The sequence below is a fragment of the Pseudomonas syringae group sp. 243L2 genome (genome assembly GCF_032587875.1).
GTDB classification, from domain to species: domain Bacteria; phylum Pseudomonadota; class Gammaproteobacteria; order Pseudomonadales; family Pseudomonadaceae; genus Aquipseudomonas; species Aquipseudomonas amygdali.
This window is the reverse complement of record NZ_JAWHPL010000040.1, coordinates 711,978-737,650: the sequence shown is the minus strand read 5'-3', so window position 1 is coordinate 737,650 and position 25,673 is coordinate 711,978. Positions and strand designations below refer to the sequence as shown.

Genomic DNA, 25,673 nt, shown 5'->3' with positions numbered 1-25,673 from the left:
CGGGTCCGTCATGCAATCACTCAAACATTTCAAGCGCGTCGCCACCGACTGGTTCCTCTGGGGCATGGTTCTGGCGACGGTGCTCGCCTACTTCTTCCCGCGTTTCGGCGCTACCGGCGGCAGCATGCACGCTGAATACGTCATCAAGGCCGGCGTGTTCGTGGTGTTCTTTCTGCACGGCGTCAACCTGTCCAGCGAGCAGATCAAACGAGGGCTGACCAACTGGCGGCTGCATGTGATGATCCAGGTCTTCACCTTCGTGGTGTTCCCGCTGATCTGGCTGGCGTGCCAAAAGCTGCTGGGCTCGTATGTGCCGGCGCTGCTGATGCTGGGTTTTCTCTACCTGTGCGCCCTGCCCTCGACCATTTCGTCTTCGGTGGCGCTGACCGGCAGCGCAGGCGGCAATGTCCCGGCAGCGATTCTCAACGCCAGCATGTCCAGCGTCATCGGGATTTTCATCACCCCGTGGCTGGTCAGCCTGGTGGTCGGCACCGGCGCTGGCGGGATCGATCTGGGCGATACACTGCTCGACCTGTGCGCCATGCTCCTGCTGCCACTGGTGCTTGGCCAGCTAATGCGGCCGTTGCTGGGCAAGTTTTTCGCCCGTCACAAGAAGTACACCAACCTGATCGACAAGCTGGTGATCCTCCTGCTGGTTTACGCGGCGTTCTGCAACTCGATGATTTCCGGCATGTGGCAGAGCCAGGGCAACAGCGTGATCCTGACCGCATTCATCGGCACCGCGCTGCTGCTGGCGGTGATCCTGTTGATGACCACGCGCACCGCACGGGCGCTCAAGTTCGATCATGCCGATAAGGTCGCGGCGGTGTTCTGCGCCACCAAGAAATCGCTTGCAGCAGGGGCGCCGATGGCAGCGCTGATCTTCGGTAGTAATCCAGGGCTGGGCCTGATCCTGTTGCCGATCATGATCTACCACCCGATGCAGTTGATCGTCTGTTCGATCATCGCCGAGAGCTACGCCAGTCGTCATCGCCAGCAGCTTTCGCAGGCCGCGCTGGAAGAAGCCCAGGCCGCCTGACCACTGTTACATCAGCGCGTCATCGCCCAGCGTGACGCGCGCGTAAAAGACGATTGCCACTGTCGGGATCAACGCTGAATAACCCGGCCTGAGCGCCGTGCCAAAGTGCGTCAGCAGGCGCTGCACCGGCGCTTGGCGAATTGCACCCAGCAACCCTTTGATCGTGCCGGGAGCTTTCTCGGCCTGCTCAGGCTTGAAGAATGCAGCAACGGTCAAACGCTCGGCCAGTGCGTCGATATGTGCCGCATACACTTCCCAGCTCATCGCGCTGACACTGGCGCGAGGCATTTGTACCAGCGGGTGATCGTTGCTGAACGCCTGCCGGAAAAACGTCCGCAGCAGCAGTTCCTCCACTTCAACCACCGTCGCACAGTTGTGCAGCGAATCGCTCAGGCCGTATTGCCGCGCCAGCATGCCCAGCACTCGCGTGTAGGGCACGCCTCGACGCCGGGCGGCATTGATCAGAAAGTGTCCGGCGACCAGCTGGAATTCGCGCACAAATGCGTAGGTGCGATCCGCTTCGGTGGCCTTGAGGCGCGTCCATCGACTGCTGCACAAATGCTTGATGGCCGCCTCCAGCACGTAGTCCGGCGAGCGGGCCAGAACGCTGTGCAGCCAGATGTCCTGCAACACCGGGTCGCGGCTGACCGTCGGTAAAACGGCAACGCCGGTTTCCAGTCCTTCACAGCCGCTGAAGCGAGTTGCAATCAGCACTTCCTGCAAGCGTCTCCAGTAATGGTGATGGCGATAACCCTGCATCCGCACATTCTCGAAATGCTCGACCGGCGTGCGTCCCAGGCTCTTCTCGCCCAGATTCAGCAACAGCACGTGGTCTTCGCTGGAGTAAGCGTTGATCAATCGCCCGCTGATTTTCTGCTTCAACACTTCGGCCTCGGCCGCGTCAATGCGCACCGCAGCCGCCATCAGCAACACATCGCCCACCACCAGCCCGTGTTCGGGCGTCTGTTGCAGGTTCTTGAGCGCGCTGACCAGTAGTCGTCCGCCCAGTGAGTGGCCAATCAGGTTGACCTGTTTTACGTCCGGATGATGTTCGAACAGGTAACGGTCCAGTTGTGCCAACAACACTTTGCCCATATCGCGAGCCCGGTTGCGGATACGCGCAAAATGAACGACGCGGTCTCCTGCCAGCGCGGCTGCGCCCGCCAGCGGATGCACTCGGGCGGCGGCCATCAACAGGCCACGGGAACGGTTGTCCATCTGGGTAAAATGGCTGGATGGCCAGAACGCCAGAATATTCACGCTTTGGCGCAAGGCACCAGGAATACTGTTGGCCAGCATGCGCCGGTCGTCCAGATCATGCCCTGACGAATAGCCGTGAATGAAGACGTTGGCGACCTCGCCCGATGTCTTGGGCAAGGTCAGAAACTTGAAGTGATTTTCCACGTTGTCCTGTCACACATGGGCGGGTTGCACGCTCAATTTCTGACGATGAAGCGCCTGGCGATCAGTATGATCAGCCGCAGGCAAAACATGATACCGGTCACAGCGATCACCCATTTGGCAACCAGCAGGAAATAACTTTCGATTTCATCGGAAACCAGCCCCACCAGCAAGCCCATCCCGCCGATCAGCAACCCAATCAGCGCCAGGCCGATATAGGGCCTCAGCCAGCGGGTCCGCGCGCCTTTGTCGAACAGATAGAGCACCGTGCCGATCAGAATCAGAAGCACCGATACCCCAATGATGAACCCCATGCCTTACCTCAACGTTACAGGCCAATAATCCTGACTGTTCATCCCGCGCACGGGTGTGACGCGGAGCGTCACGAAATGCATTCCCACGCTGGAGCGTGAGGAACGAGAGGTGTCCAGAAGAATACTTATCGTGCCAATGCTCCGCGTTGGCATGCCGTTCATGACGCTCCGCGTCATATCTCTTCAGACGTACCGCCCTTTTCAGCTGTGGATTATGCCCATGACCCCAGCCATTTGCCTAACGCTCCAGAATCGCCGTCACGCCCTGCCCGCCAGCTGCGCAGATCGAAATCAATCCACGCCCGCTGCCTGCTGCATCGAGCAGTTTGGCCAGGTTGGCGACGATGCGGCCTCCGGTTGCGGCAAACGGATGCCCGGCTGCCAGCGAGCTGCCTTTGACGTTCAGTTTGCTGCGGTCAATAGCACCCAATGGCGCGTCCAGTCCCAGACGGGTCTGGCAGTAATCAGCGTCCTCCCAGGCTTTGAGCGTGCACAGCACCTGCGCGGCAAAGGCTTCGTGGATTTCGTAGTAATCAAAATCCTGAAGGGTCAGGCCATTGCGCGCCAGCAGGCGCGGAACGGCGTAGGCCGGGGCCATCAGCAGCCCTTCTGCGCCGTTGACGAAATCCACCGCCGCGGCCTCGCCATCCCGCCAGTAGGCCAGCACCGGCAGGCCACGCTCGCGAGCCCACTCTTCACTGGCCAGCAGCACCACCGACGCGCCGTCGGTCAGCGGCGTCGAGTTGCCGGCCGACAGCGTGCCCTTGGCACTTCGCTCGAATGCGGGCTTGAGGCCAGCCAGCTTTTCGAGGGTCAGGTCCGGGCGCAGGTTGTTGTCACGGATCAGCCCAAGGTACGGCGTCATCAAGTCATCCTGCCAGCCCTCGGCGTAGGCTGCGGCCATTTTCAGATGGCTCTCGAGCGCCAGTTGATCCTGCGCCCCGCGCTCTATGCCCCAGTTCTGCGCCATCAGCTCGCAATGCTGCCCCATCGACAACCGCGTACGTGGCTCGCCGTTACGGGGCAGCTCCGGTTTGAGGTGGTGTGGACGCAACTGCATCAAGGCCTTGATCTTGTCGCCCGGCGTCTTGCTGCGGTTAACCTGTAACAGAATCTTGCGCAGCCCTTCATTGACACCTATCGGCGCATCCGACGTGGTGTCCACGCCCCCGGCAATGCCACACTCGATCTGCCCCAGCGCGATTTTGTTGGCCACCAGCAACGCGGCTTCCAGCCCCGTGCCGCAGGCTTGCTGAATGTCATACGCCGGGGTCTGTGCCGAGAGCCGCGAGCCGAGCACGCATTCGCGGGTCAGGTTGAAGTCTCTGGAGTGTTTGAGCACCGCGCCTGTCACTACCTCGCCCATGCGCAACCCGTGCAGATTGAAGCGCTCGATCAGCCCCTCCAGAGCAGCAGTGAGCATGTCCTGATTGCTGGCAGTGGCGTAAGGACCATTGGAGCGGGCGAACGGAATGCGGTTACCGCCAACGATGGCGACCCGACGAGGATGCGTCATGGAAAACTCCCTTTCTTCAAGCGAATGGATGAGCCGTGTCGATCGCAAGAACAAACGTCATGCCACCGTGGTCCATTCCTTTGAACCCCGACTTCAGGAGAGTGTTCCATGCCGTCAGATCGCTATATTGATTTCGCCAATTCCGACATGGGTCGGCGCTTGGTGAATGCCGTCGGTCTGCCCGCCCCCACGCACCTGGAGCGCTGGCAGGCCGGCCGGCTTCGTCCTGTAGAAGGCACACTGCTGATCAGTGCCGGGCCGCTGGGTGATCAGGTCCGTCAGTTCGCCAGTCGTCTGACCGACTCGCTTTACAGTTTCGGCAGTGACATGCCTGGCGCCACCACCTGGGTGTCCAACCAGGGGCCTCGCCTGAAAGCGGTGGTGTTCGACGCCAGCCAGATCCTGCGCACCGAGCAGCTCAGGCAGTTGCGGGACTTCTTTCAGCCGCTGCTGCGCAATCTTGACCACTGCGCGCATGTGGTCATCCTCGGCAAATCCCCCGAAACACTCGCTGATCCGCTGGCGGCCAGCACTCAACAGGCCATCGTAGGTTTCAGCCGCTCGCTGGCCAAGGAAGTGCGCAACGGCGCAACGGTCAAGCTGCTGCAAGTGGATGACGACGCGCAGGATCAACTGGAGGGCGCCTTGCGCTTCTTCCTGACGCCCAAGGCTGCGTTCATCTCCGGTCAGTTTGTCCACCTGAGCGCCTGTCCGGGCAAAGTGCAGGACTGGACTCGCCCGCTGGCCGGACGCAAGGCTGTGGTGACGGGCGCGGCGCGCGGCATCGGTGCGTCGATTGCCGAGACCCTGACCCGTGATGGCGCTCAGGTCATCCTGCTGGACGTGCCACAGACCAAAAACGAACTGGAAGCACTGGCCTCACGGCTCGGCGGCCAGGCACTGGCGCTGGACATCTGCGCAGCGGATGCTCCGGCCCAGTTGCTTGAACACCTGCCGGACGGCGTCGACATACTGGTGCACAACGCCGGCATCACGCGTGACAAGACGCTGGTCAACATGCCGGAGGACTTCTGGGACTCGGTACTGGCGGTCAACCTCAACGCTCCGCAAGTGCTGACTCAGGTGCTTCTCGACGCCGGTGCGCTGAGGGATAACGCGCGGATTGTGCTCATGGCGTCGATCAGCGGCATTGCCGGTAATCGCGGGCAAACCAACTACACCACCAGTAAGGCCGGTCTGATCGGTTTTGCCAAGGCGATGGCTCCCGGGCTCAAGTCGCGCGGCATCAGCATCAATGCCGTCGCGCCAGGCTTCATCGAAACGAAAATGACCGCGCACATGCCGTTCACCCTGCGTGAGGCAGGACGGCGCATGAGTTCGCTCGGTCAGGGCGGTTCGCCACAGGATGTTGCCGAAGCTGTGGCGTGGTTTAGCCAGCCGGGCAGCGGCGCGGTGAGCGGTCAGGTTCTACGTGTATGTGGTCAAAACGTGATCGGGGCATAAGCCTCAGCATCGAATTCAAGGAGATAGATGATGACGGCTCACTGGCGCTACCTCAATTCTCTGCAGCCCCTGTCCAACCTGTTCATCCAGGCAGCGCTCAGGCGCAAGGTCACAGGGTCGCAGTTACCCGATCTGGGATTGCGAAGCTGGATCGCAGTCGATACCGACAAGCTTGATGCCTACCGCAAGGTCTGTGGATTCGAAGAAAGCAGCCTGCTGCCGCCGACGTATCCGCATGTGCTGGCCTTTCCGTTACAAATGCAGCTGATGACCTCTCAGGAATTCCCGTTTCCGTTGCTGGGGCTTATTCACCTTGCCAATCGCATTCGCACTCATCGCCCGCTCGGCGGCGTAAGCCAGCTGTATATCAGCGTTCAGGCCACCGACCTGCGCCCGCACGCCAAAGGCGCCACCTTCACCCTGGTGACTCAGGCCGAGGACGGCATGGGCCTGCTTTGGGAAGAAGAAAGCACCATGCTGTGCACCGCTGTGCATCTGGAAGACGCGCCTGTAGAGCATCCCGAGCTTGCGCCGCTGCCCCTGATCGAGCTGGACAACTGGCGTGCGTCGGCACAAATCGGGCGCGAGTACGCCAAGGTGTCGGGCGACTACAACCCGATTCACCTCAGCGCACCCAGCGCCAAGCTGTTCGGCTTCCCGCGTGCCATCGCCCACGGCATGTGGCTCAAGGCACGTACGCTCGCGGCCCTTGGCGAGCACTTGCCAGCCTCGAATGTCGAGATCAGCGTGCAGTTCCAAAAGCCGGTACGCCTGCCCGCCGACGTCACACTCTCGGCCAGCGCTGCCGGCTCTCATGGTCAGTTCCGCGTCGAAGGCCTGGAGGGCATCGTGCATATGATCGGTAGCTGGCAGCCTGCAACCGAGTGATGCTCCTGATAAAGCCCTCTGACGGGAGCACCGCTCCCTTCAATGGCTGAACAAACCGCAACGCCCACTTGCCTGGCGACCCGATCCCCCTGAAGCTATGCACCTTCAGGAGAGCACGATGAACATCGACGAGTTGACCCAACGCCTGCACCGCATCCGCGACCAGAATGACTGGAAGCAATTTCACAGCCCGAAAAATCTGGCCATGGCTGCCAGCGTGGAAATGGCCGAGCTGGTGGAGATATTCCAGTGGCTGCGTGAAGACCAGTCCCGCGAGCTGCCTGCCGACCAACTGGAACATGCCGGTCAGGAAGTCGGCGATATCGTTCTTTATCTGTTGTTGTTGTGCAGCGAGCTGGGGCTGGACATGGAAACCGTGGTGCGCAACAAGCTGGCAGACAGCGAGCGGAGATTTGCCAAGTGAGTGATCGGCATTTCGACCAGCTGGCGACCCGCTTTGCAGAAAAGATCTACGGCGGTGCCAAGGGAGCCATTCGTCTGGCGGTGCTGCAGGCCGATTTGACCGAGACGCTGCCCGCACGACCGCTTCGCGTGCTGGATATCGGTGCGGGGCTGGGCCACATGTCACTGTGGCTGGCCGAACAAGGGCATGAAGTGACCCTGGCCGAGCCCGCCGAACCCATGCTTGAAGGCGCACGCCAGCGCTTTGCCGAAGCCGGACAGACGGCGACCTTCATTCAGGCTCCTTGGCAGGCGCTGCCCGGTTTACTGAGCGACACTTACGATCTGGTGCTGTGCCACGCCGTGCTGGAATGGCTGGCCGAGCCGCACTCCATCCTTCCGGTACTGCGCCGCCTGACCCGCGACGATGGCTGGCTGTCACTGGCTTTTTACAACCGTGATGCGCTGATCTATCGCAACTTGTTGAAAGGTCATTTCCGCAAAATGCGCAAAAATGACATGGCCGGGGAAAAGCAGAGCCTGACGCCACAACAACCGCTCGACCCTCGGGAACTGGCGACGCAACTTGAAGGCCTGTGGCAAGTCGAAACCCGTAGCGGCGTACGGGTGTTTCACGATTACATGCCGGTTGAATTCCAGGCTCGGGCCGAGCTGACGGATCTGCTGGAAATGGAACTGGCGCATCGGCGTCATCCAGCCTTTGCCGGGCTGGGCCGTTACCTGCACTGGATGTGCCGTCCGGTCTGACATCACTGCGGAGACCACCATGAAACACCGTTCTGCCTTGTTTGCCGTGCTTCTGGGGACTGGCCTGCTCGGGATTAGCGCGTGCCAGAGCGATAATCCGTATGTGGCCAGTTCTCTGCCCATGCCGCCTGCTCCTGCGCAGGCGGCAAAGACCCTGGACATGAGCGCCTACCCTGCGCCGCCGCGCGACTATGGCCGGTATCGGTCGTGGGGCTGGCTCAACGGCCAGTTGCCGCCCGGTACGGCGTGGGTGGATTCTGCGCAGGTGGTCGAAGCGGTCAGCAATGGTCTGGACCAACGCGGCTTGCGGCCGGCTCGCGGTAATCAAGCTGCGGACCTCTACGTCAGCGCCACGACCCGGCAGGAAACCCGGTTGCGTCAGGTGCGCGAAGATTACGATCCATATTACGGAGGCGGCATGGGCTATGGCCGCTACGATGGCTACCGGCCCGGTTATGGCGGATACGCCAGCGTGCCGGTGGTGCGCACTTATAAGGAAAACGTGATGGTGGTGCAGATCAATCTGATCGACGCACGCACCGGTCAACCGGTATGGAGCGCCAGCGCAGATGCACGCGCCAGCAATAACCTGGCAGACCGCAGCAGCGCATTACGTCAGGCCGTGCAACAGGCGCTGACGGCCTACCCTCCTTCGTAACCCATTCGGAGCACTGCCATGTTTCGCCGTATCGTCCTGCTGTCCTGTGCCTTGCTGCTGGCTGCCTGTCAGAGCAATTCGATCAATCGCGATTTCGATGCCCAGCGTGATTTCGGCGGCTATCGCAACTGGAGCTGGAAAGAACCTGCCGTTCAGTATCAGCCGGATGATGACCCACGGCTCAAAAGTGACCTGACCGAGCAACGCATTCGCCAATCGATCAGCGAGCAACTGGACCAGCGCGGCCTGCGTATGGCCACTACCGGTGCCCGGTCGGATTTGAAAGTACAGGCCTGGCTGATTGTCGAAAACCGCCAGCAAACGGTCAGCACCAACTATGGCGGCGGCTGGAACCCTTGGGGTGGCTACGGCTACTGGAACGGGCCGATGAACACCGAAACCCGCAGCGTGGACTACAAGGTCGGCACCTTGCAGATTGATATGTTCGACGGTAAGGACGGCAAACTGGTCTGGCGCGGCAGCACCGAGCGCATCCTTAACGACAACGCTGGCAGCCCGGCTGAGCGGGAGCAGGCCATCCGCACCACGGTGGCAAAAATTCTGGAGCAATATCCGCCGCGCTAACCTCGCCTGACGTGTTGCGCAATGAGCAGCGCGATCGAGGCTCAGGCCTGCAGATCGCCCTGCATTTCATCGAGTAGCTCCTGAATCGCGTCGAGGCGTTCTTCGGGGTCGTCGATTTCCAGAAGCTCCACTTTGTCCTTTTCGGTGAACGGCAGCAGATAGGCAAGCTGGTTGGACAATGAATACTGCCCACCGGCCGACACGCCCATGTTCAAGGACGCCACCATCGGGTGCTCGGCCAACGCTTCCAGCAGTGCAACGAGGTCGGCGTCTTCTTCCTGCAACGGACGCTCCACGGGCTCTTGCAGCCATTCAACCTCGGCCACCAGCAGTTGATCGCGCTGAACTTCAGCGGCGACCACCCGGAAGCGCCGCCCACCGACGACACGGATGCCCAGCAAGCCGTTGTCCTGCTGCTGGAAATCCGTGACCAGTGCTTCGCAGCCAATCGGCGAGTAGCCGCCCGGCACGGTGCCCACCTCACTTCCTTCGGTGATGCACACCACACCAAACCCTTCACCCTGCTTCATGCAGCGGCCGATCATGTCCAGATAGCGCGCTTCAAACAACTGCAGATCAAGCACGCAACCTGGAAACAGCACAGCGTTCAACGGAAACAATGGCAACGTCATGGAAAAGCCTCCTTTAAATGGCCAGCGACATTGCCAGCGGCAGGAACAGTGCCGTCGCAACGCCCATCAGACTCATTGCCAACGCAGCAAAAGCCCCCGATTCCTCTCCCTCCTGCAATGCCACGGAAGTCCCCACCGCATGAGCGGTAAGACCCAGTGCCATGCCGCGAGCCGCAGGGTTATCAACCCCGGCCAGCGACAGCAGACCGGGGCCGAAAATGGCACCGAATACGCCAGTAATCAACACAAAAACCGCCGCCAGGGCTGCGACGCCGCCGATCTGCTCGGCAACCAGCATGGCGATGGGCGAGGTGACCGACTTGGGTGCCATGGTCATCAGAATCATATGGTCGGCACCGAACAGCACCCCGAACCCGACACACAACCCGGTGGCAAAAACCCCGCCGACTACCAGCGTAGTCAAGACAGGCCAGAACAGCTGTCGGATTCGGCGCATATTCAGGTAAAGCGGCACCGCCAGCGCCACGGTCGCAGGCCCCAGCAGCGTGCTGAGAATTTCAGTGCTCTTGCGGTACTCGGTGTATTCAAGATCGCAGAACAGCACAACACTGATTACCACCACCATCGAGACCAGCACCGGCTGCAGAAACAGCCAACGGGTTCGCTCGTACACAGCCATCGCCAGTTGATAGGCACCCAGGGTGATCGCGATGCCAAAAAGCGGATGGTGAATCACCGACAGCCATGCACCGTGCCAGTCCATATTCATGGCCCCTCCTGGCGTCGGGCCTGGCGCCTGATGAGTGCCTGCATCAGCCAGCCGACAAAGGTCACGGAAATCATCAACGACAGGGTCAGCGTACCGAAGATCGCCCAGAAGTCCTTGGCGATGGCCGACGCATACACCATCACGCCAACGGCAGGCGGTACCAGCAGCAACGGCAGATAACGCAGCAGACTGCTGGCGGCCATGCTGATCGGCTCGCTCACTTCACCGCGCAGCACCAGATAGGCCATCAACAGCACAAGACCGATGATCGGCCCCGGCAATATCGATAGAAACAGATGGTTCAGCGCGGTTCCCAGCAATTGGAACAGCACCAGCCATGTCAAACCCCGTAACAACATGAGGACCCCGGCAAATAAACGAATCCAGCGAATTATCGGCGTCATTATAAACACGCCGCGTCGCAGTTCATGAGCGGGTATTCGTATTGAGGCAGTTGCTTGACCAACCGGCAACACTCTGCTGATCTTGTGATTCGCCCGCAGGCGTTAGCTGATGCGGGCTGTGGCACCTCGACACAAACCACATCAGACAAGGAGAGCGGCATGCCTTCTGTACCCGTCACAGAGCTCAAGCATTACATTGGCAAGGAAGCAGAATGTTCAGACTGGCTGACCATCGATCAGGAGCGCATCAACCTGTTCGCCGAAGCCACAGGGGATTTCCAGTTCATTCATGTCGACCCGGTCAAAGCGGCGCAGACTCCGTTCGGCGCGACTATTGCGCATGGTTTCCTGTCGTTGTCACTGATCCCCAAGCTGATGGAGGGCATCATGGTGCTGCCCGAAGGCTTGAAGATGGCGGTCAACTACGGGATGGACAGCGTGCGCTTCGTTCAGCCAGTGCTGGTCAACTCTCGCGTGCGTCTCAAGGTCCAGTTGACTGAAGTGACCGAGAAAAAACCCGGCCAATGGCTGCTCAAGGCAATCGCCACGCTGGAGATCGAAGGTCAGGAAAAACCCGCTTTTGTGGCCGAACCTTTAACCCTGTGTTTCGTGTAACACGTTTAAAACATGAAACAGTCGTAACAGACTGTTTCATCCCGCTTACTCGCTGCGGCATACTCCCCTGCGGTCGTGCCCCATAACATCTGCTCAAGCAGAGCCGGGCCCGCCCCTGAATCATTCTTCCGGGATCTCACATGCGCGCGCTCGCTCCATTGGCTTTGACACTCTTGATCGCAGGCTGCGGTGATGGCGAATCAATTTTGCCACCCGACGGCCGCCTCTCCGACGGCGGGCGCTATCGCGGCGATCTGGTCAACGGCGTATTGCAGGGCCAGGGCCGTATCGACTACCCCAACGGCAGCTGGTACGCAGGCCAGTTCGAAAACGGCCTGCGCCAAGGCCAGGGTGAATGGCACACCAGCAACGGCGACGTCTACAAGGGTGGTTTCGAGCAAGGCCTGTTCAACGGTCAGGGCCGATTAACGACCCGCAATGGCGCGAGTTATGTCGGTAACTTCAAGCTCGGGCTGCGCGACGGCGAAGGCACTCAGAAAGACAAGGGCGTGCTTTATCGCGGTCAGTTCAAGGCAGGCCTGTACGACGGCCCCGGACGTCTGGAGCTTGAAGACGGCAGCCAGCACCAGGGCATGTTCGCCAATGGCAAGGCCAACGGCGAAGGTTCGCGCAGTGACGCCAGTGGCAATCAATACAGCGGTAATTTTGTCGACGGTCAATTGCAGGGCACCGGCAGCTTCACCAGCGCTGATGGCGATCAATACGTCGGCAACTTTCGCAACAGCCAGCTCGACGGCAAAGGTCGGTATGAAAATAGCGACGGCGACGTCTGGAGCGGTGACTTCAAGGAAGGCGCGCTGACCGGCAAAGGCGAATTGATCGGTGCTGACGGCAGCCGTTATCAAGGCGACTTCGACAACTGGCGCTTTATGGGGCAAGGCCAGCTGCAACTGGCCGACGGCAGCCGCTATGTCGGCCAGTTCGCCGATGACACCTATCAGGGCGATGGCGTGCTGATCTCCCCGGACGGCAAGGAGCAGCGCGGTATCTGGGCCAATGGCCAACGGGTGCGCGACGCCAAAGGCAAACTGCTGCCTGACGCGCTTGAAGCAGGGCTGCTGGTACAAGGCACCCTGCTGGAAAAAGCGCTGGCCGCAGTGCCTGCGTCAACGCCCGCCACCGAGCTTTACACCCTGGTCGTGGGCGGCGACGGCAAGCAGAGCGTGTTCATGCGCGAGGCAGACTATGTCAGCAACCTGCTGAAGTCGCGTTTTGGAGCCGTCGGGCAGGTCAGTCTGGTCAATCATCGCGACCACATGGATGACCGGCCAATGGCAACCCGCGAGACCATCTCCCGCGCAGTCCAGACACTCGCGCAACGTACCGGCCCGGAAGACCTGATCTTCATTTACCTGACCAGCCACGGCACCCAGGAACATGAACTGGTGCTGGACCAGCCGCGTCTGTCGCTGGCCGACCTGCCCGCCGATGCCCTCGCGGCCGCCCTTGCGCCGCTGAAGAATCGTGACAAGATCGTGGTGATTTCGGCGTGTTATTCCGGTGGTTTCATTCCAGACCTGAAAGATGAACGCACGTTGATCATGACCGCATCACGCGCCGACCGCGTTTCATTCGGCTGCTCGGAAGAGGCTGACTTCACTTACTTTGGCGATGCACTATTCGCCAGGGCATTGGTCGAAACCGATGACCTGCAACACGCTTTCAACGAAGCAAAAGCCTATGTTGCCCAACGAGAGAGCGAAGACAATTTCGACGCCTCCGAACCGCAGATATGGGCACCGAAAGGAGTTCTGGCGCGCTGGCAGCAGTTGCGCAAAAGCCAGGCCGAACGCGCTTTGAATACGGCGTTGAACCGCACGGAAGCGAAGACCTCGACTAGCCACTAGGCTATCAGTGTATGAAGGGAGAACGGTTATGTATCTGACGCCGCAACACATCCTGCTTGCAGGGGCCACCGGCCTGACGGGCGAGCACTTGCTTGACCGCCTGCTCAACGAACCGACAGTCAGCCGCGTGCTGGCACCAACGCGCAGGCCCTTGGCAGAACACCCGCACCTTGAAAACCCGGTCGGCGAGCTGACCACTCTGCTGCCAACACTGGCTGGCCGTGTGGATATCGCGTTCTGCTGCCTGGGCACCACGATCAAGCAAGCGGGCTCACAGGATGCGTTCAAGGCGGTTGATCTGGATCTGGTCATAGCGTTCGCCAAACGAGCGCGTGAGCTGGGCGCGCGCCACTTGCTGGTAATCAGTGCGATTGGTGCAGACCCCAAGTCCAGCACCTTCTACAACCGTATCAAAGGCGAGATGGAACAGGCATTGCGCGCGCAGGACTGGCCGCAACTGACTATCGCCCGCCCTTCCCTGCTGGTAGGCAGCCGCACCGAAACCCGCTGGGTCGAGCAACTGGCAGCCCCCATCGCCAAACTGATCCCCGGTAAGTATGGCGCTATCGAAGCCTGCCAGCTGGCCCGCGCCATGTGGCGCCTGGCGCTGGAAGAGCAGAATGGCGAGCGTATCGTCGAGTCGGATGAACTGCGCAAGCTGGGCAAGTAGATGACGGTCGCTGCGGCCGGACGATGATTGTTTTCCAGCCCATCGCATGATCGTTCCCATGCTCCGCGTGGGAATGCAGTTCGTGACGCTCTGCGTCACCCAAGGGAGCATTACCTGATAGCGCAGGTGTTGCTCCGGTAACCCTAAAGCCCGCCCGTAGCCTGAACCCCTAGTCCCGCTGCCGTCAGCAATGACAGCGGCAGCAACAAGGTGTCGAGCAGCGCGCTGCCCGGCAGGTCCAGGCCCGGATAGCTCGGTGCTTCGGCACCGAAACGGTCAGCCGCACAGCAACCACCCTGCAGCGCATACATATTCAACCGCGTGCCTGCATACACCACCGGCGCGCCGGGTTTGGCCGCATTGAGCGTGCGCGCGGTGGCGCAGCCGGTCAGTGCCAGCGCAAGTGATATCAATATCAGCTTATTCATCGCCGCCAATGTGGTGCTCGCCCCAACGCGGCAGCATGTCCTGAGGAATATTCAGCAGATTGAGAATCCGCGCGACGACAAAGTCCACCAGGTCGTCGATGGTCTGCGGCTGATGATAAAAGCCCGGAGATGCGGGCAGAATCACCGCACCCATGTTCGACAGCTTAAGCATGTTCTCCAGATGAATACTGGAAAACGGAGCCTCGCGGGGCACCAGAATCAACTGGCGACGCTCCTTGAGCGTGACGTCGGCAGCGCGTTCGATCAAATTGTTGCAGGCCCCGGTAGCAATTGCCGACAGCGAACCGGTGGAGCATGGCACCACCACCATTGCGCTGGGCGAACCAGAACCTGACGCCACTGGCGACATCCAGTCGTCACGACCATAAACGCGAATCTGCCCGGCAGACGCGCCGGTGTATTCCGTCAGAAACGCCTGCATCATCATCGGTTTGGGTGGCAGGCGTACGTCGGTCTCGGTGGCCATTACCAACTGCGCGGCCTTGGAGATCAGGAAGTGCACCTCCCGGTCCTCACGCACCAGACAATCCAGCAAGCGCAGGCCATATTGCGCGCCAGAAGCGCCGGTCATCGCAACCGTAACGCGCTCCGGGCCGCTCATTTCAGCGCCTCGGCCAGTTTGCCGTGCAGGCCGCCAAAGCCGCCGTTGCTCATGATGACGATATGCGTGCCGGGCTGCGCCTGGCTATGGACTCGCGCGATGATTGCTTCAAGCGAATCACATACCGTCGAGGGTACGCTGCCTCCTGCGACCGTAGCCGCCAGGTCCCAGCCAAGATTGGGCGGGGCATACCAGACCACCTGATCTGCCTGACTCACGCTTTCCGGCAGACCATCGCGGTGCGCGCCAAGCTTCATGGAATTGGAACGCGGTTCGATGACGGCAATGATCGGCGCATCACCGATTTTCTTGCGCAGGCCATCCAGCGTGGTGGCAATGGCCGTCGGGTGGTGAGCGAAGTCATCATAAATAGTGATGCCGCGCACTTCGGCGACCTTTTCCATGCGCCGCTTGACGCTCTTGAAGGCGCTGAGTGCCTGCACGCCCAGCGAAGGCACAACGCCCACGTGGCGAGCAGCCGCCAGCGTTGCCAGGGCATTGGCCACGTTGTGCTGACCTGTCATGTCCCACTCGACGCAACCTTGAAGCTGGCCCTCGAACAACACTTCAAAACGCGAACCGTCTTCACTCAACAGCCGCGCCTGCCACTGACCGCCTTCGCCAGTGGTTTGCACCGGCGTCCAGCATCCCATTTCGATGACCCGCGACAACGCAGGCTCGGTGGTCGGATGGATCACCAGGCCTTCACTCGGAATGGTACGCACCAGATGGTGAAACTGGCGTTCGATAGCGGGCAGATCCGGGAAGATGTCGGCATGATCGAACTCAAGGTTATTGAGGATCGCAGTGCGCGGGCGGTAATGAACGAACTTGGAGCGCTTGTCGAAAAACGCACTGTCGTATTCATCGGCCTCGACCACGAAGAACGGGGTGTCACCCAGACGCGCCGACACGGCGAAGTTCTGCGGGATGCCACCTATCAGGAAGCCGGGGCTCATGCCGGCATGTTCCAGCACCCAGGCCAGCATGCTGCTGGTGGTGGTCTTGCCGTGCGTACCGGCCACCGCCAATACCCAGCGGTCTTGCAGCACATGGTCGGCCAGCCATTGCGGGCCGGACACATACGGCAAACCTTTATTCAGGACGTATTCAACCGCCGGGTTGCCACGCGACAGCGCATTGCCGATCACGACCAGATCAGGTGCGGGGTCCAGTTGCGCAGAATCGTAACCCTGGGTCAGCTCGATGCCCTGGGCTTGCAGCTGGGTGCTCATCGGCGGATAGACGTTGGCGTCGGAGCCGGTGACCCGGTGCCCCGACTCTTTGGCGAGCACCGCCAGAGAACCCATGAACGTGCCGCAGATACCAAGGATATGAATATGCATGACCAACCTCTCAGAACATCTGCGCAGGTTAACGTAGGGACGGTGAAATGGCACCCTGAGTTTGTCCGCTGCATTGCCTGCACAGGCCATTTCAATGACCGGCAGATAAGCCTAAAGTCCTAACCACGGCCGGATGCAATTGGCCTATTCTTGAACGCTTATTGCCATATGCCCGAAAGCAGAATCGACACAGACTCCCTCACAACAAGAACCAGGAGACATATCATGCGTTACGCTCATCCCGGTACCGAAGGCGCTATCGTCAATTTCAAGGAACGCTACGGTAACTATATCGGCGGCGAGTTCGTCGCACCGGTCAAAGGCCAGTACTTCACCAACACCTCGCCCGTCACCGGCAAGGCCATCGCCGAATTCCCGCGCTCCACCGCCGAAGATATCGAAAAGGCCCTCGACGCTGCGCACGCAGCCGCTGCAGCCTGGGGCTCGACCTCGGTGCAGGCTCGCTCGCTGGTGCTGCTGAAGATTGCCGATCGTATTGAAGCCAATCTCGAAGTCCTGGCCATCACCGAAACCTGGGACAACGGCAAGGCGATTCGCGAAACCCTCAACGCTGATATTCCGCTGGCCGCCGATCACTTCCGCTACTTCGCTGGCGTGCTGCGTGCGCAGGAAGGCAGCGCTGCGGAAATCGACGGCAATACCGTGGCCTATCACATTCATGAGCCGCTGGGCGTGGTCGGGCAGATCATCCCGTGGAACTTCCCGCTCCTGATGGCAGCCTGGAAGCTCGCCCCTGCGCTGGCTGCCGGTAACTGCATCGTGCTCAAGCCAGCCGAACAGACCCCGCTGGGGATCAGCGTACTGATCGAACTGATTGGTGACCTGCTGCCTCCTGGCGTGCTGAACATCGTGCAGGGTTATGGACGCGAGGCAGGCGAAGCGCTGGCCAGCAGCAAGCGCATCGCCAAAATCGCTTTCACCGGCTCGACCCCGGTCGGCTCGCACATCATGAAACTGGCGGCGGACAACATCATCCCGTCCACCGTCGAGCTGGGCGGCAAGTCGCCGAACATCTTCTTCGAAGACATCATGAGCGCCGAGCCTGAGTTCATCGACAAGGCTGCAGAAGGCCTGGTGCTGGCGTTCTTCAATCAGGGCGAAGTCTGCACTTGCCCGTCCCGCGCGCTGGTGCAGGAGTCGATCTATCCACAGTTCATGGAAGCGGTGATGCGCAAGGTCGAGAAGATCAAGCGCGGTGACCCTCTGGACACTGACACCATGGTCGGCGCTCAGGCATCCGAGCAACAATTCGACAAGATTCTTTCGTATCTGGACATCGCCAAGGGCGAAGGTGCCGAGCTGCTGACCGGCGGCAAGGTCGAGAAGCTTGAGGGCAGCCTGTCCACTGGCTACTACATCCAGCCGACGCTGCTCAAAGGCAACAACAAAATGCGTGTGTTCCAGGAAGAAATCTTCGGCCCGGTGGTCAGCGTCACCACCTTCAAGGACGAAGCAGAAGCTGTGGCCATCGCCAACGATACCGAGTTCGGTCTGGGCGCAGGCTTGTGGACCCGCGACATCAACCGCGCCTACCGTGTGGGCCGGGCGATCAAGGCCGGGCGAGTCTGGACCAACTGCTACCACCTGTACCCGGCCCACGCCGCGTTCGGTGGCTACAAAAAGTCCGGCGTCGGCCGCGAAACCCATAAAATCGCGCTTGAGCACTATCAACAGACCAAAAACCTGCTGGTGAGCTACGACACCAACCCGTTGGGTTTTTTCTAGGCCAGTTGATTGTCCGACTATCGTTACCACGCTCCAGCGTGGTAACGCGGTTCTGGACGCTCTGCGTCCGATCTCGAATACGCGGGGTCAGCACGAGCTTGTGACGCAGAGCGTCACGAACTGCATGCCGACGCGGAGCATCGGCACGATAGTCGTCTCAGGATGTTCATCGTTCCCATGCTCCGCGTGGGAATGCCTTTCTGGACGCTCTGCGTCCAATCCTGAATGCGCGCTGTCAGTACGAGCTTGTGACGCAGAGCGTCACGAACTGCATGCCGACGCGGAGCATCGGCACGATAGTCGTCTCAAGATGTTCATCGTTCCCATGCTCCGCGTGGGAATGCCTTTCTGGACGCTCTGCGTCCAATCCTGAATGCGCGCTGTCAGCACGAGCTTGTGACGCAGAGCGTCACGAACTGCACGCCGACGCGGAACATCGGCACGATAGTCGTCTCAGAATGTTCATCGTTCCCATGCTCCGCGTGGGAATGCCTTTCTGGACGCTCTGCGTCCAATCCTGAATGCGCGCTGTCAGTACGAGCTTGTGACGCAGGGCGTCACGAACTGCATGCCGACGCGGAGCATCGGCACGATAGTCGTCTCAAAATGCTCATCGTTCCCATGCTCCGCGTGGGAATGCCTTTCTGGACGCTCTGAGTCCGATCCTGAATGCACGCTGGCAGCACGAGCTTGTGACGCAGAGCGTCACGAACTGCATGCCGACGCGGAGCATCGGCACGATAGTCGTCTCAAAATTCTCATCGTTCCCATGCTCCGCGTGGGAACGCCTTTCTGGACGCTCTGCGTCCGATCTCAAATGCGCGGTGTCAGCACAATAGTCATCTCAAAAAGCATCGCGCACCAACCCTGTGCATCGTGCCTTGGCACACCGCCTTGGCGTGATGCATCTTTGCTCTGAATCCTCTGTTCATGGTTGCAAACTCGCACTCCCGGCCGGGATGGAGTATTAATTGCTTGCATCGCTTCCCACAGTCGTTTGAACCGGGACGTCACCGGTTCACCCGAAAGACTACGTCCGACGCAAGCAGCGCGGCGTCATGGAGAATCTGTATGGCGAGCTTTTCCCATTCTGTCGGTGCGCAGACGTACCGCTTCGACAGCCTCAAAGAAGTCATGGCCAAGGCCAGCCCCGCGCGCTCCGGTGATTATCTGGCCGAGGTTGCGGCGCAAAGCGACGGCGAGCGCGTTGCAGCGCAGATGACGCTGGCGAATATTCCGCTCAAGCACTTTCTTGAAGAAGCCCTGATCCCTTACGAACAGGACGAAGTCACCCGGCTGATCATCGATACCCACGACAAACTGGCGTTTGCCCCGGTCAGCCATCTGACGGTCGGTGGCTTTCGTGACTGGCTGCTCAGCGATCAGGCCGATGAAACCAGCCTGCGCGCCTTGGCTCCCGGCCTGACACCGGAAATGGCCGCTGCCGTGTCGAAAATCATGCGCGTGCAGGACCTGGTTCTGGTGGCACAGAAGATCCGGGTGGTGACGCGCTTTCGCAACACCATGGGCCTGCGCGGGCGGCTGTCGACACGCCTGCAACCCAACCACCCCACCGACGACCCGTCCGGCATTGCCGCCAGCGTGCTCGACGGCCTGCTGTACGGCAATGGCGATGCCATGATCGGTATCAACCCGGCAACCGACAGCACCTCGTCCATCGTCGCCTTGCTGGAAATGCTCGACGCCATCGTCCAGCGCTATGAAATCCCGACGCAATCCTGCGTGCTGACCCATGTCACCACGTCCATCGAAGTGATAAACCGTGGCGTACCGGTGGACCTGGTGTTCCAGTCGATCACCGGCACCGAGGCCGCCAACGCAAGCTTCGGCATCAGCCTCAAGCTGTTACAGGAAGGCTACGAAGCGGGCCTGAGCCTGAACCGCGGCACCCTCGGGAAAAACCTGATGTACTTCGAGACCGGGCAAGGCAGCGCGCTGTCGGCCAACGCACATCACGGCGTCGACCAGCAGACCTGCGAAACCCGTGCCTATGCCGTCGCCCGGCATTTCAATCCGTTTCTGGTCAACACCGTGGTCGGTTTCATCGGCCCCGAGTACCTGTACAACGGCAAGCAGATCATCCGCGCCGGTCTGGAAGATCACTTCTGCGGCAAGCTGCTGGGTGTGCCGATGGGCTGCGACATCTGCTACACCAATCACGCAGAAGCCGATCAGGACGACATGGATACCCTGCTGACGCTGCTGGGAGTTGCCGGGATCAACTTCATTATGGGCATCCCCGGCTCGGACGACATCATGCTCAATTATCAAACCACCTCGTTCCACGACGCGCTGTATGCCCGGCAAAGCCTGGGCCTGCGTCCCGCACCGGAATACGAGGCCTGGCTGGAGAAAATGGGCATCTTTACCCAGACCGACGGCCGTGTCCGCTTCGGTGACAGCCTGCCGCCTGCGTTCCGCCAGGCACTGGCGCACCTCGCATGAGTGATCAGCCGATGAACGAAATACAAGACAACGCCGCACCAGCCAACCCCTGGCTGGAGCTACGCCGCCTGACCTCCGCACGCATCGCGCTGGGGCGAACCGGCACCAGCCTGCCCACCTCCGCGCAGCTCGACTTTCAAGCGGCGCATGCCCAGGCGCGCGATGCCGTGCATCTGGCCTTCGATCATGCCGCGATCAGCGCGCAACTGACCGAGAAAGGTCGTGAAACCATTTTGCTGCACAGCGCTGCTGCCGACCGCGACAGCTACCTGCAACGCCCGGACCTGGGCCGACGCCTGAATGAGGAGTCTGCGCAGGCACTGCGCGAGTACGCGGCGGCTCATCCGGGCGGCCTCGATCTGGCGGTAGTGGTCGCCGACGGTCTGTCAGCACTGGCCGTGCATCGACATGCCGTGCCTTTTCTCATTCGCCTTGAAGAGCAGGCAAAAGCCGAAGGCTGGTCCCTGTCGCCAGTGATAATGGTCGAGCAGGGCCGCGTCGCCGTGGCTGACGAGGTGGGCGAACTGCTCGGCGCGCAAATGGTAGTGATCCTTATTGGCGAGCGCCCGGGCCTGAGCTCACCGGACAGTCTGGGGCTGTATTTCACCTACGCGCCGAAGGTCGGGCTGAATGATGCGCACCGCAACTGTATTTCCAACGTGCGCCTGGAGGGCTTGAGCTACGGCATGGCAGCCCATCGGCTGCTGTACCTGATGCGCGAGGCCTGCAGGCGGCAGATCTCGGGGGTCAATCTTAAAGACGAAGCGCAACTGCAGACCCTTGATTCAGACGGCTCTGCCGAGCATTCAGACAAGCCGATCGGCAATTTCCTGCTCGACGGCCCGGCCGCACCACATTAGATTGTGCTTTCTAAAGTCGCCGGGCAGGATCGAGTAATCATCCCGGCGCACTGCATCAGCCCATAGGGAAGTTGAGGCCAACCATGCGGATCATCAAAGCGACTCTCGAACACCTGGACCTGCTCTGCCCATTGTTCATCAAATACCGCGAGTTCTACGGCGAGTCACCGTTCCCGGACTCCTCACGGGACTTTCTCGAAAAACGTCTGCGTCGTGACGAGTCAGTTATCTATCTGGCGCTGGCCAAGGATGACGAGAGCAGACTGCTGGGCTTCTGCCAGCTGTATCCCAGCTACTCATCGCTGTCGCTCAAGCGGGTATGGATTCTCAACGACATCTATGTTGCCGAGGACGCGCGCCGCCAACTGGTCGCCGATCACTTGATGAAACAGGCGAAGAAGATGGCCAAGGAAACGCATGCGGTGCGACTGCGCGTGTCGACCAGCAGCAATAACGAGGTGGCGCAAAAAGTCTATGAGTCCATCGGTTTCAAGGAAGACACGCAGTTCAAAAACTACGTGCTGCCCATCAACCAGGACTGATCACCCGCTCGCCAGCACGCGGCAGCAAAGCCGCGTCAGCGCAACATACTGCTCCAGTCGTCACACATCAAAAACCCAGCGTTTATTCCCAAACCCCTTCTGCGCATTCTGCTTCTATAATGCCGCGCATACTGAACAGTCGTTTCTTCCGCATGCGACCCCGTACAGGGTTCTCGCCTCAGGTGCCTTAATGGATTTCAACCCGCTTGACCTTATTCTGCATCTCGACGTCTACCTTGACCTGTTGGTGACCAACTACGGTACGTGGGTCTACGCGATTCTGTTTCTAGTGATTTTCTGCGAAACCGGGCTGGTGATCATGCCCTTCCTGCCAGGCGACTCGCTGCTGTTCATCGCCGGAGCCGTGGCTGCCGGCGGCGGCATGGACCCGGTCCTGCTGGCCGGGCTGCTGATGCTGGCGGCGATTCTGGGCGACAGTACCAACTACGTCATTGGCCGCACTGCGGGCGAAAAACTGTTCAGCAACCCCAAATCGCGCATCTTCCGCCGCGACTACCTGCTGCGCACCCAGGACTTCTATGAGCGCCACGGCGGCAAAACCGTAACACTCGCGCGTTTCCTGCCGATCATCCGCACGTTTGCTCCATTCGTGGCCGGTGTGGGCAGAATGTCCTATCCGCGCTTCGTGGGTTTCAGCGTATTGGGCTCAGTGCTGTGGGTCGGCAGCCTGGTGACACTGGGCTTCTTCTTCGGCAACGTGCCGTTCATCAAGCAAAACCTGACCTTGCTGGTGCTGGCAATCATCCTGCTGTCGCTGGTGCCGATGATCATTGGTGTGGTTCGCAGCCGTAGCGCGCCTCCGGCAGACGCACGCTGAATCATGTGGTCGTTCAGCAACTGGCGCAGGCAGCGCACGCTCGCCAGACACCCGATTGCTGACGAGCTGTGGCAGAAGGTGCGTGGACGTCTGCCGATCCTCGATGGGCTGAGCAGCGGGCAGCATGCGCAATTGCGTGACGCCTGCGTACTGTTTCTGAATGACAAACACCTCAGTGCACTGCCGGGCGTTGATCTGGATGACGAGCAGCGATTGTTTCTCGCCGCCCAGGCGCAACTGCCTCTGCTGAATCTGGGCGAACTGAACTGGTATCAGGGCTTTCACGAGATCGTGCTGTACCCCGACGACTTCGTCAGCCCGCAGCGCCACCGCGATGCCAGTGGCGTAGAGCACGAGTGGGACGGCGAACACAGCGGCGAAGCCTGGCTGCAGGGCCCGGTGATTCTGGCCTGGCCGGGCGTGTTGAGCAGCGGCCACTGGGATGGCTACAACCTGGTGATCCATGAACTGGCGCACAAGCTCGACATGCTCAACGGCGACGCCAATGGCCTGCCGCCGCTGCACAGCGACATGCAGGTGACCGAATGGGCTCGCGTCATGCAAAGCGCGTTCGATGATCTCAACCGGCAACTGGACCACAACCCCGACGCCGAGCCCGCCATCGATCCCTATGCCGCAGAAGACCCTGCCGAGTTTTTCGCCGTGACCAGCGAATACTTCTTCAGCGCACCCGACCTGCTGCACGACAGTTACCCGGCAGTCTACGAACAACTGAAGGCGTTTTACCGGCAAGACACTATCGCCAGACTGAACCTGCTGCGTCAGCAGGACCCGGCTTACCGGGACAACTGACAGCCGCCAAGGCCATGCGTGGCAACCAAAACAGAATATGCCTATAATCCGGACCACTTTTTGGCGGTTCGCGCCAAAATCTGTCTGGTCAACTATGGGGGCAATGCCCAATGAGCTACAGCAAGATTCCGGCAGGCAAAGACCTTCCGAACGACATCTACGTCGCGATCGAAATCCCGGCCAACCATGCGCCGATCAAGTACGAAATCGACAAAGAAACCGATTGCCTGTTCGTTGACCGTTTCATGGCCACCCCGATGTTCTACCCGGCCAACTACGGTTTCATCCCTAACACGCTGGCTGACGACGGCGACCCGCTGGACGTGCTGGTGGTGACGCCTTACCCGGTGTCCCCAGGTTCGGTCATCCGTGCCCGCCCGGTCGGCATTCTGCACATGACTGACGACGGCGGTGGCGATGCCAAGGTTATCGCAGTGCCACACGACAAGCTGTCCCAGCTGTATGTCGACGTCAAAGAGTACACCGATCTGCCAGCCCTGCTGCTTGAACAGATCAAGCACTTCTTCGAGAACTACAAGGATCTCGAAAAAGGCAAATGGGTAAAAATCGAAGGTTGGGGCAATGCTGACGCTGCCCGCGCCGAGATCACCAAATCGGTTGCAGCGTTCAAAGGCTGATCACTGATCTGGCGTTTCAGGGCACGCCACACACGTGCCCTGAAACACGCTTGACCCCTTCCCTGCCGCTGCTCCCCGCCAATACCGTTCCTTGAAACACACCTATCCATTTTTTTGCAGCGCACACGTTTAAAAATGCGTTCGACTTTTAGGCGCTCGATAAACAGTTCGTTAATTCCCGTATAGCAAGGGTAAACGCCCGATACGTCGTTTAGCCAAAAAAGCGCTATTACGGAATCTGCCTACACGATATTCATTCCATCCGTAGTCCGAATAGCCGCCACCCCCTTGGGATAACGTCGATCTCAACACCTCGTTCATTTAAACGCCCAAGCGACGTCCGTAGACTTTGCCCTATGAATACATCAGGCGATCGACTCCGCATCCTCCTTCGGGAGTGCCATCTCACAGCGACTGACTTTGCGGCCAACCGCAAAATCACGCCGCAACACGTCAATAACTGGTTCAAGCGTGGCGTGCCCATGGCGCGGATCGATGAGGTGGCTGAACTGTTAACCGTAAACGCACGCTGGCTGCGCACGGGCGACGGGCCCAAACATCCCAATGAATCGGCCAATGAAAACACTGGTGAAGACACACGCATGGTCATCCAGCAGACCAGAAACGTGCTGCGCGGCGATGTGGAAATTCAGATCTACACGGAGGTTGAATCCACTCATGGCGTCGGCAAAACCGTCCTTTCCGAAGCCCCTGGGCAAAAAATCCGCCTGCCCGTGCAAGTTCTGCAAACCATGGGCATCGACCCGAAAAACTGCATGTGTGTCGCCATGGTCGGCAACAGCATGGCCGACAAGATCCAGGACGGCTCGATTCTCGGCGTCGACCGCGAACTGACCCAGGTCATCGACGGCGAAATCTACGCCCTCGAGCACGGCGGCATCCTGCGCGTGCGCTACCTCTACCGCATGCCCAATGGCGGTCTGCGCCTGCGCAGCCATAACGACGCCGAATACCCGGACGAACTGTTCAGTGCCGAAGACATCGACCGGGAGAAAATACGGATTCTGGGCTGGATATTCTGGTGGTCGACACTCAACAGTCGGCGCAATGCGATGCTGCTGTTGTGAGGCGTTTGGGGTTGAAAGGCATTCGGGCTGGGCATTGGCGGAGAATTTCAGTATTCTGTGCGCCATCCAGAGCACCCGACGCAGTCATGCGATGCGGTGTTTGAATGGGGCATGTGATCCGTTTGCCCTGTTGCCTATTCGCGCTTCTTCAAGAGGCGCATCTGTTGAAGGCGATTGCGGTCTATCAAAAATAGATCGGAACCGCCTACGAGAAGCCGGCCACAAGCCGGCTTTTTAATGCCTCCCGCGTTCTTCTCGCGGCTGGGCAGTGGATATCATCTACTTGAGAAACTTCCCGCCAAATCAGCCGTTGACAGTACTTTGCTGGTTGT

At 60.0% G+C, this 25,673-nt stretch carries 27 protein-coding genes; 18 read left to right on the top strand and 9 right to left on the bottom strand.

From position 1 onward, the window contains the following. Window positions 1-10: 10 nt before the first annotated feature. Window positions 11-1,039, top strand: a complete 1,029-nt coding sequence (locus RYB66_RS26295) for a bile acid:sodium symporter family protein (protein WP_316895859.1) — start codon at window positions 11-13, stop codon at window positions 1,037-1,039. 6 nt (window positions 1,040-1,045) lie between these two features. Here RYB66_RS26295 and RYB66_RS26290 read toward each other — a convergent pair whose 3' ends face one another. From RYB66_RS26290 to RYB66_RS26280, 3 genes are all read right to left on the bottom strand, one after another. Then, the gene (locus tag RYB66_RS26290) at window positions 1,046-2,443 is read right to left on the bottom strand and encodes a DUF726 domain-containing protein (protein ID WP_044295524.1); all 1,398 of its coding nucleotides are present in this window, start codon (window positions 2,441-2,443) and stop codon (window positions 1,046-1,048) included. A gap of 32 nt (window positions 2,444-2,475) precedes the next feature. Beyond that, window positions 2,476-2,754, bottom strand: coding sequence for a hypothetical protein (locus tag RYB66_RS26285; protein ID WP_005731174.1), 279 nt, complete (start codon window positions 2,752-2,754; stop codon window positions 2,476-2,478). A 238-nt stretch (window positions 2,755-2,992) separates the two neighbouring features. After that, the gene (locus tag RYB66_RS26280; RefSeq protein WP_010193497.1) at window positions 2,993-4,270 is read right to left on the bottom strand and encodes an acetyl-CoA C-acetyltransferase; all 1,278 of its coding nucleotides are present in this window, start codon (window positions 4,268-4,270) and stop codon (window positions 2,993-2,995) included. Window positions 4,271-4,378: 108 nt separating this feature from the next. On the opposite strand from RYB66_RS26280, the gene RYB66_RS26275 reads away from it, so the two are divergent. The 6 genes from RYB66_RS26275 to RYB66_RS26250 all read left to right on the top strand — a co-directional run bounded on the left by RYB66_RS26275 (window position 4,379) and on the right by RYB66_RS26250 (window position 9,035). Further along, window positions 4,379-5,734, top strand: coding sequence for a 3-oxoacyl-ACP reductase (locus RYB66_RS26275; protein ID WP_002555539.1), 1,356 nt, complete (start codon window positions 4,379-4,381; stop codon window positions 5,732-5,734). Window positions 5,735-5,764: 30 nt separating this feature from the next. Further along, window positions 5,765-6,622, top strand: coding sequence for a MaoC family dehydratase (locus RYB66_RS26270; protein ID WP_005778955.1), 858 nt, complete (start codon window positions 5,765-5,767; stop codon window positions 6,620-6,622). 118 nt (window positions 6,623-6,740) lie between these two features. Beyond that, entirely contained in the window at window positions 6,741-7,046 is a 306-nt protein-coding gene (locus RYB66_RS26265) for a MazG-like family protein (RefSeq protein WP_004659381.1), read from the top strand. After that, a complete protein-coding gene (locus RYB66_RS26260; RefSeq protein ID WP_005778953.1) occupies window positions 7,043-7,792 on the top strand; it encodes a methyltransferase domain-containing protein in 750 nt (249 codons plus the stop codon). The genes RYB66_RS26265 and RYB66_RS26260 overlap by 4 nt, the downstream gene beginning before the upstream one ends. Window positions 7,793-7,811: 19 nt before the next feature. Then, complete coding sequence (locus RYB66_RS26255) at window positions 7,812-8,450, top strand: DUF4136 domain-containing protein (protein WP_004659385.1); 639 nt, start codon at window positions 7,812-7,814, stop codon at window positions 8,448-8,450. An 18-nt stretch (window positions 8,451-8,468) separates the two neighbouring features. Then, entirely contained in the window at window positions 8,469-9,035 is a 567-nt protein-coding gene (locus RYB66_RS26250) for a DUF4136 domain-containing protein (protein ID WP_005742940.1), read from the top strand. Between the two features lie 41 nt (window positions 9,036-9,076). On the opposite strand, the gene RYB66_RS26245 is transcribed toward RYB66_RS26250, so the two are convergent. From RYB66_RS26245 to RYB66_RS26235, 3 genes are read right to left on the bottom strand one after another with little or no spacing between them, the layout of a single operon-like run. Beyond that, entirely contained in the window at window positions 9,077-9,667 is a 591-nt protein-coding gene (locus RYB66_RS26245) for an LON peptidase substrate-binding domain-containing protein (RefSeq protein WP_004666370.1), read from the bottom strand. Between the two features lie 13 nt (window positions 9,668-9,680). After that, entirely contained in the window at window positions 9,681-10,397 is a 717-nt protein-coding gene (locus RYB66_RS26240; RefSeq protein ID WP_002555546.1) for an LrgB family protein, read from the bottom strand. Next, window positions 10,394-10,756 carry a CidA/LrgA family protein gene (locus RYB66_RS26235; RefSeq protein ID WP_029240830.1) on the bottom strand — a complete coding sequence of 121 codons (363 nt, stop codon included), beginning with the start codon at window positions 10,754-10,756 and terminating at the stop codon, window positions 10,394-10,396. The genes RYB66_RS26240 and RYB66_RS26235 overlap by 4 nt, the downstream gene beginning before the upstream one ends. 204 nt (window positions 10,757-10,960) lie before the next feature. Between RYB66_RS26235 and RYB66_RS26230 the strand changes: the two genes are divergently transcribed. The 3 genes from RYB66_RS26230 to RYB66_RS26220 all read left to right on the top strand — a co-directional run bounded on the left by RYB66_RS26230 (window position 10,961) and on the right by RYB66_RS26220 (window position 13,954). Continuing rightward, window positions 10,961-11,416 (top strand): MaoC family dehydratase, encoded by a 456-nt coding sequence (locus tag RYB66_RS26230; RefSeq protein WP_005778945.1) that lies wholly within the window; start codon window positions 10,961-10,963, stop codon window positions 11,414-11,416. A gap of 140 nt (window positions 11,417-11,556) precedes the next feature. Further along, window positions 11,557-13,284 (top strand): C13 family peptidase, encoded by a 1,728-nt coding sequence (locus RYB66_RS26225; RefSeq protein WP_005778943.1) that lies wholly within the window; start codon window positions 11,557-11,559, stop codon window positions 13,282-13,284. Between the two features lie 28 nt (window positions 13,285-13,312). Then, entirely contained in the window at window positions 13,313-13,954 is a 642-nt protein-coding gene (locus tag RYB66_RS26220) for an oxidoreductase (protein ID WP_005778941.1), read from the top strand. Window positions 13,955-14,097: 143 nt separating this feature from the next. Here the strand turns inward: RYB66_RS26220 and RYB66_RS26215 are convergent, their stop codons facing one another. From RYB66_RS26215 to mpl, 3 genes are read right to left on the bottom strand one after another with little or no spacing between them, the layout of a single operon-like run. Beyond that, window positions 14,098-14,382: a YceK/YidQ family lipoprotein gene (locus RYB66_RS26215; protein ID WP_005778939.1), complete on the bottom strand. Its 285-nt coding sequence runs from the start codon at window positions 14,380-14,382 to the stop codon at window positions 14,098-14,100. Next, the gene (ubiX, locus tag RYB66_RS26210; RefSeq protein WP_002555552.1) at window positions 14,375-15,004 is read right to left on the bottom strand and encodes a flavin prenyltransferase UbiX; all 630 of its coding nucleotides are present in this window, start codon (window positions 15,002-15,004) and stop codon (window positions 14,375-14,377) included. The genes RYB66_RS26215 and ubiX overlap by 8 nt, the downstream gene beginning before the upstream one ends. Continuing rightward, on the bottom strand, window positions 15,001-16,350 hold the full coding sequence (gene mpl / locus RYB66_RS26205) for a UDP-N-acetylmuramate:L-alanyl-gamma-D-glutamyl-meso-diaminopimelate ligase (RefSeq protein ID WP_004666376.1): 1,350 nt from the start codon (window positions 16,348-16,350) through the stop codon (window positions 15,001-15,003). The genes ubiX and mpl overlap by 4 nt, the downstream gene beginning before the upstream one ends. 225 nt (window positions 16,351-16,575) lie before the next feature. On the opposite strand from mpl, the gene RYB66_RS26200 reads away from it, so the two are divergent. The 8 genes from RYB66_RS26200 to RYB66_RS26165 all read left to right on the top strand — a co-directional run bounded on the left by RYB66_RS26200 (window position 16,576) and on the right by RYB66_RS26165 (window position 25,341). Continuing rightward, the gene (locus RYB66_RS26200) at window positions 16,576-18,096 is read left to right on the top strand and encodes an aldehyde dehydrogenase family protein (protein ID WP_004666377.1); all 1,521 of its coding nucleotides are present in this window, start codon (window positions 16,576-16,578) and stop codon (window positions 18,094-18,096) included. A 1,071-nt stretch (window positions 18,097-19,167) separates the two neighbouring features. After that, a complete protein-coding gene (locus RYB66_RS26195) occupies window positions 19,168-20,562 on the top strand; it encodes an ethanolamine ammonia-lyase subunit EutB (RefSeq protein ID WP_005778937.1) in 1,395 nt (464 codons plus the stop codon). Further along, window positions 20,559-21,422 (top strand): ethanolamine ammonia-lyase subunit EutC, encoded by an 864-nt coding sequence (eutC, locus tag RYB66_RS26190; RefSeq protein ID WP_005742952.1) that lies wholly within the window; start codon window positions 20,559-20,561, stop codon window positions 21,420-21,422. Before RYB66_RS26195 ends, eutC begins: the two co-directional genes overlap by 4 nt. A gap of 83 nt (window positions 21,423-21,505) precedes the next feature. Beyond that, the gene (locus tag RYB66_RS26185) at window positions 21,506-21,964 is read left to right on the top strand and encodes a GNAT family N-acetyltransferase (RefSeq protein WP_002551873.1); all 459 of its coding nucleotides are present in this window, start codon (window positions 21,506-21,508) and stop codon (window positions 21,962-21,964) included. 190 nt (window positions 21,965-22,154) lie between these two features. Further along, a complete protein-coding gene (locus RYB66_RS26180) occupies window positions 22,155-22,802 on the top strand; it encodes a DedA family protein (RefSeq protein WP_004659409.1) in 648 nt (215 codons plus the stop codon). A 3-nt stretch (window positions 22,803-22,805) separates the two neighbouring features. Then, window positions 22,806-23,615 (top strand): zinc-dependent peptidase, encoded by an 810-nt coding sequence (locus tag RYB66_RS26175; RefSeq protein ID WP_005742953.1) that lies wholly within the window; start codon window positions 22,806-22,808, stop codon window positions 23,613-23,615. A gap of 110 nt (window positions 23,616-23,725) precedes the next feature. Beyond that, window positions 23,726-24,253, top strand: coding sequence for an inorganic diphosphatase (gene ppa / locus RYB66_RS26170; RefSeq protein WP_002551870.1), 528 nt, complete (start codon window positions 23,726-23,728; stop codon window positions 24,251-24,253). A 356-nt stretch (window positions 24,254-24,609) separates the two neighbouring features. Then, complete coding sequence (locus tag RYB66_RS26165) at window positions 24,610-25,341, top strand: helix-turn-helix transcriptional regulator (RefSeq protein WP_002551869.1); 732 nt, start codon at window positions 24,610-24,612, stop codon at window positions 25,339-25,341. Window positions 25,342-25,673 lie beyond the last annotated feature (332 nt).

Bases quoted from the DNA above. Each gene is read 5' to 3' on its own strand.
- RYB66_RS26295 (WP_316895859.1), top strand. From the start codon at position 11: ATGCAATCACTCAAACATTTCAAGCGCGTCGCCACCGACTGGTTCCTC.
- RYB66_RS26285 (WP_005731174.1), bottom strand. From the start codon at position 2,754: ATGGGGTTCATCATTGGGGTATCGGTGCTTCTGATTCTGATCGGCACG.
- RYB66_RS26280 (WP_010193497.1), bottom strand. From the start codon at position 4,270: ATGACGCATCCTCGTCGGGTCGCCATCGTTGGCGGTAACCGCATTCCG.
- RYB66_RS26275 (WP_002555539.1), top strand. From the start codon at position 4,379: ATGCCGTCAGATCGCTATATTGATTTCGCCAATTCCGACATGGGTCGG.
- RYB66_RS26270 (WP_005778955.1), top strand. From the start codon at position 5,765: ATGACGGCTCACTGGCGCTACCTCAATTCTCTGCAGCCCCTGTCCAAC.
- RYB66_RS26265 (WP_004659381.1), top strand. From the start codon at position 6,741: ATGAACATCGACGAGTTGACCCAACGCCTGCACCGCATCCGCGACCAG.
- RYB66_RS26255 (WP_004659385.1), top strand. From the start codon at position 7,812: ATGAAACACCGTTCTGCCTTGTTTGCCGTGCTTCTGGGGACTGGCCTG.
- RYB66_RS26250 (WP_005742940.1), top strand. From the start codon at position 8,469: ATGTTTCGCCGTATCGTCCTGCTGTCCTGTGCCTTGCTGCTGGCTGCC.
- RYB66_RS26245 (WP_004666370.1), bottom strand. From the start codon at position 9,667: ATGACGTTGCCATTGTTTCCGTTGAACGCTGTGCTGTTTCCAGGTTGC.
- RYB66_RS26240 (WP_002555546.1), bottom strand. From the start codon at position 10,397: ATGAATATGGACTGGCACGGTGCATGGCTGTCGGTGATTCACCATCCG.
- RYB66_RS26235 (WP_029240830.1), bottom strand. From the start codon at position 10,756: ATGTTGTTACGGGGTTTGACATGGCTGGTGCTGTTCCAATTGCTGGGA.
- RYB66_RS26230 (WP_005778945.1), top strand. From the start codon at position 10,961: ATGCCTTCTGTACCCGTCACAGAGCTCAAGCATTACATTGGCAAGGAA.
- RYB66_RS26225 (WP_005778943.1), top strand. From the start codon at position 11,557: ATGCGCGCGCTCGCTCCATTGGCTTTGACACTCTTGATCGCAGGCTGC.
- RYB66_RS26220 (WP_005778941.1), top strand. From the start codon at position 13,313: ATGTATCTGACGCCGCAACACATCCTGCTTGCAGGGGCCACCGGCCTG.
- RYB66_RS26215 (WP_005778939.1), bottom strand. From the start codon at position 14,382: ATGAATAAGCTGATATTGATATCACTTGCGCTGGCACTGACCGGCTGC.
- ubiX (WP_002555552.1), bottom strand. From the start codon at position 15,004: ATGAGCGGCCCGGAGCGCGTTACGGTTGCGATGACCGGCGCTTCTGGC.
- mpl (WP_004666376.1), bottom strand. From the start codon at position 16,350: ATGCATATTCATATCCTTGGTATCTGCGGCACGTTCATGGGTTCTCTG.
- RYB66_RS26200 (WP_004666377.1), top strand. From the start codon at position 16,576: ATGCGTTACGCTCATCCCGGTACCGAAGGCGCTATCGTCAATTTCAAG.
- RYB66_RS26195 (WP_005778937.1), top strand. From the start codon at position 19,168: ATGGCGAGCTTTTCCCATTCTGTCGGTGCGCAGACGTACCGCTTCGAC.
- eutC (WP_005742952.1), top strand. From the start codon at position 20,559: ATGAGTGATCAGCCGATGAACGAAATACAAGACAACGCCGCACCAGCC.
- RYB66_RS26185 (WP_002551873.1), top strand. From the start codon at position 21,506: ATGCGGATCATCAAAGCGACTCTCGAACACCTGGACCTGCTCTGCCCA.
- RYB66_RS26180 (WP_004659409.1), top strand. From the start codon at position 22,155: ATGGATTTCAACCCGCTTGACCTTATTCTGCATCTCGACGTCTACCTT.
- RYB66_RS26175 (WP_005742953.1), top strand. From the start codon at position 22,806: ATGTGGTCGTTCAGCAACTGGCGCAGGCAGCGCACGCTCGCCAGACAC.
- ppa (WP_002551870.1), top strand. From the start codon at position 23,726: ATGAGCTACAGCAAGATTCCGGCAGGCAAAGACCTTCCGAACGACATC.
- RYB66_RS26165 (WP_002551869.1), top strand. From the start codon at position 24,610: ATGAATACATCAGGCGATCGACTCCGCATCCTCCTTCGGGAGTGCCAT.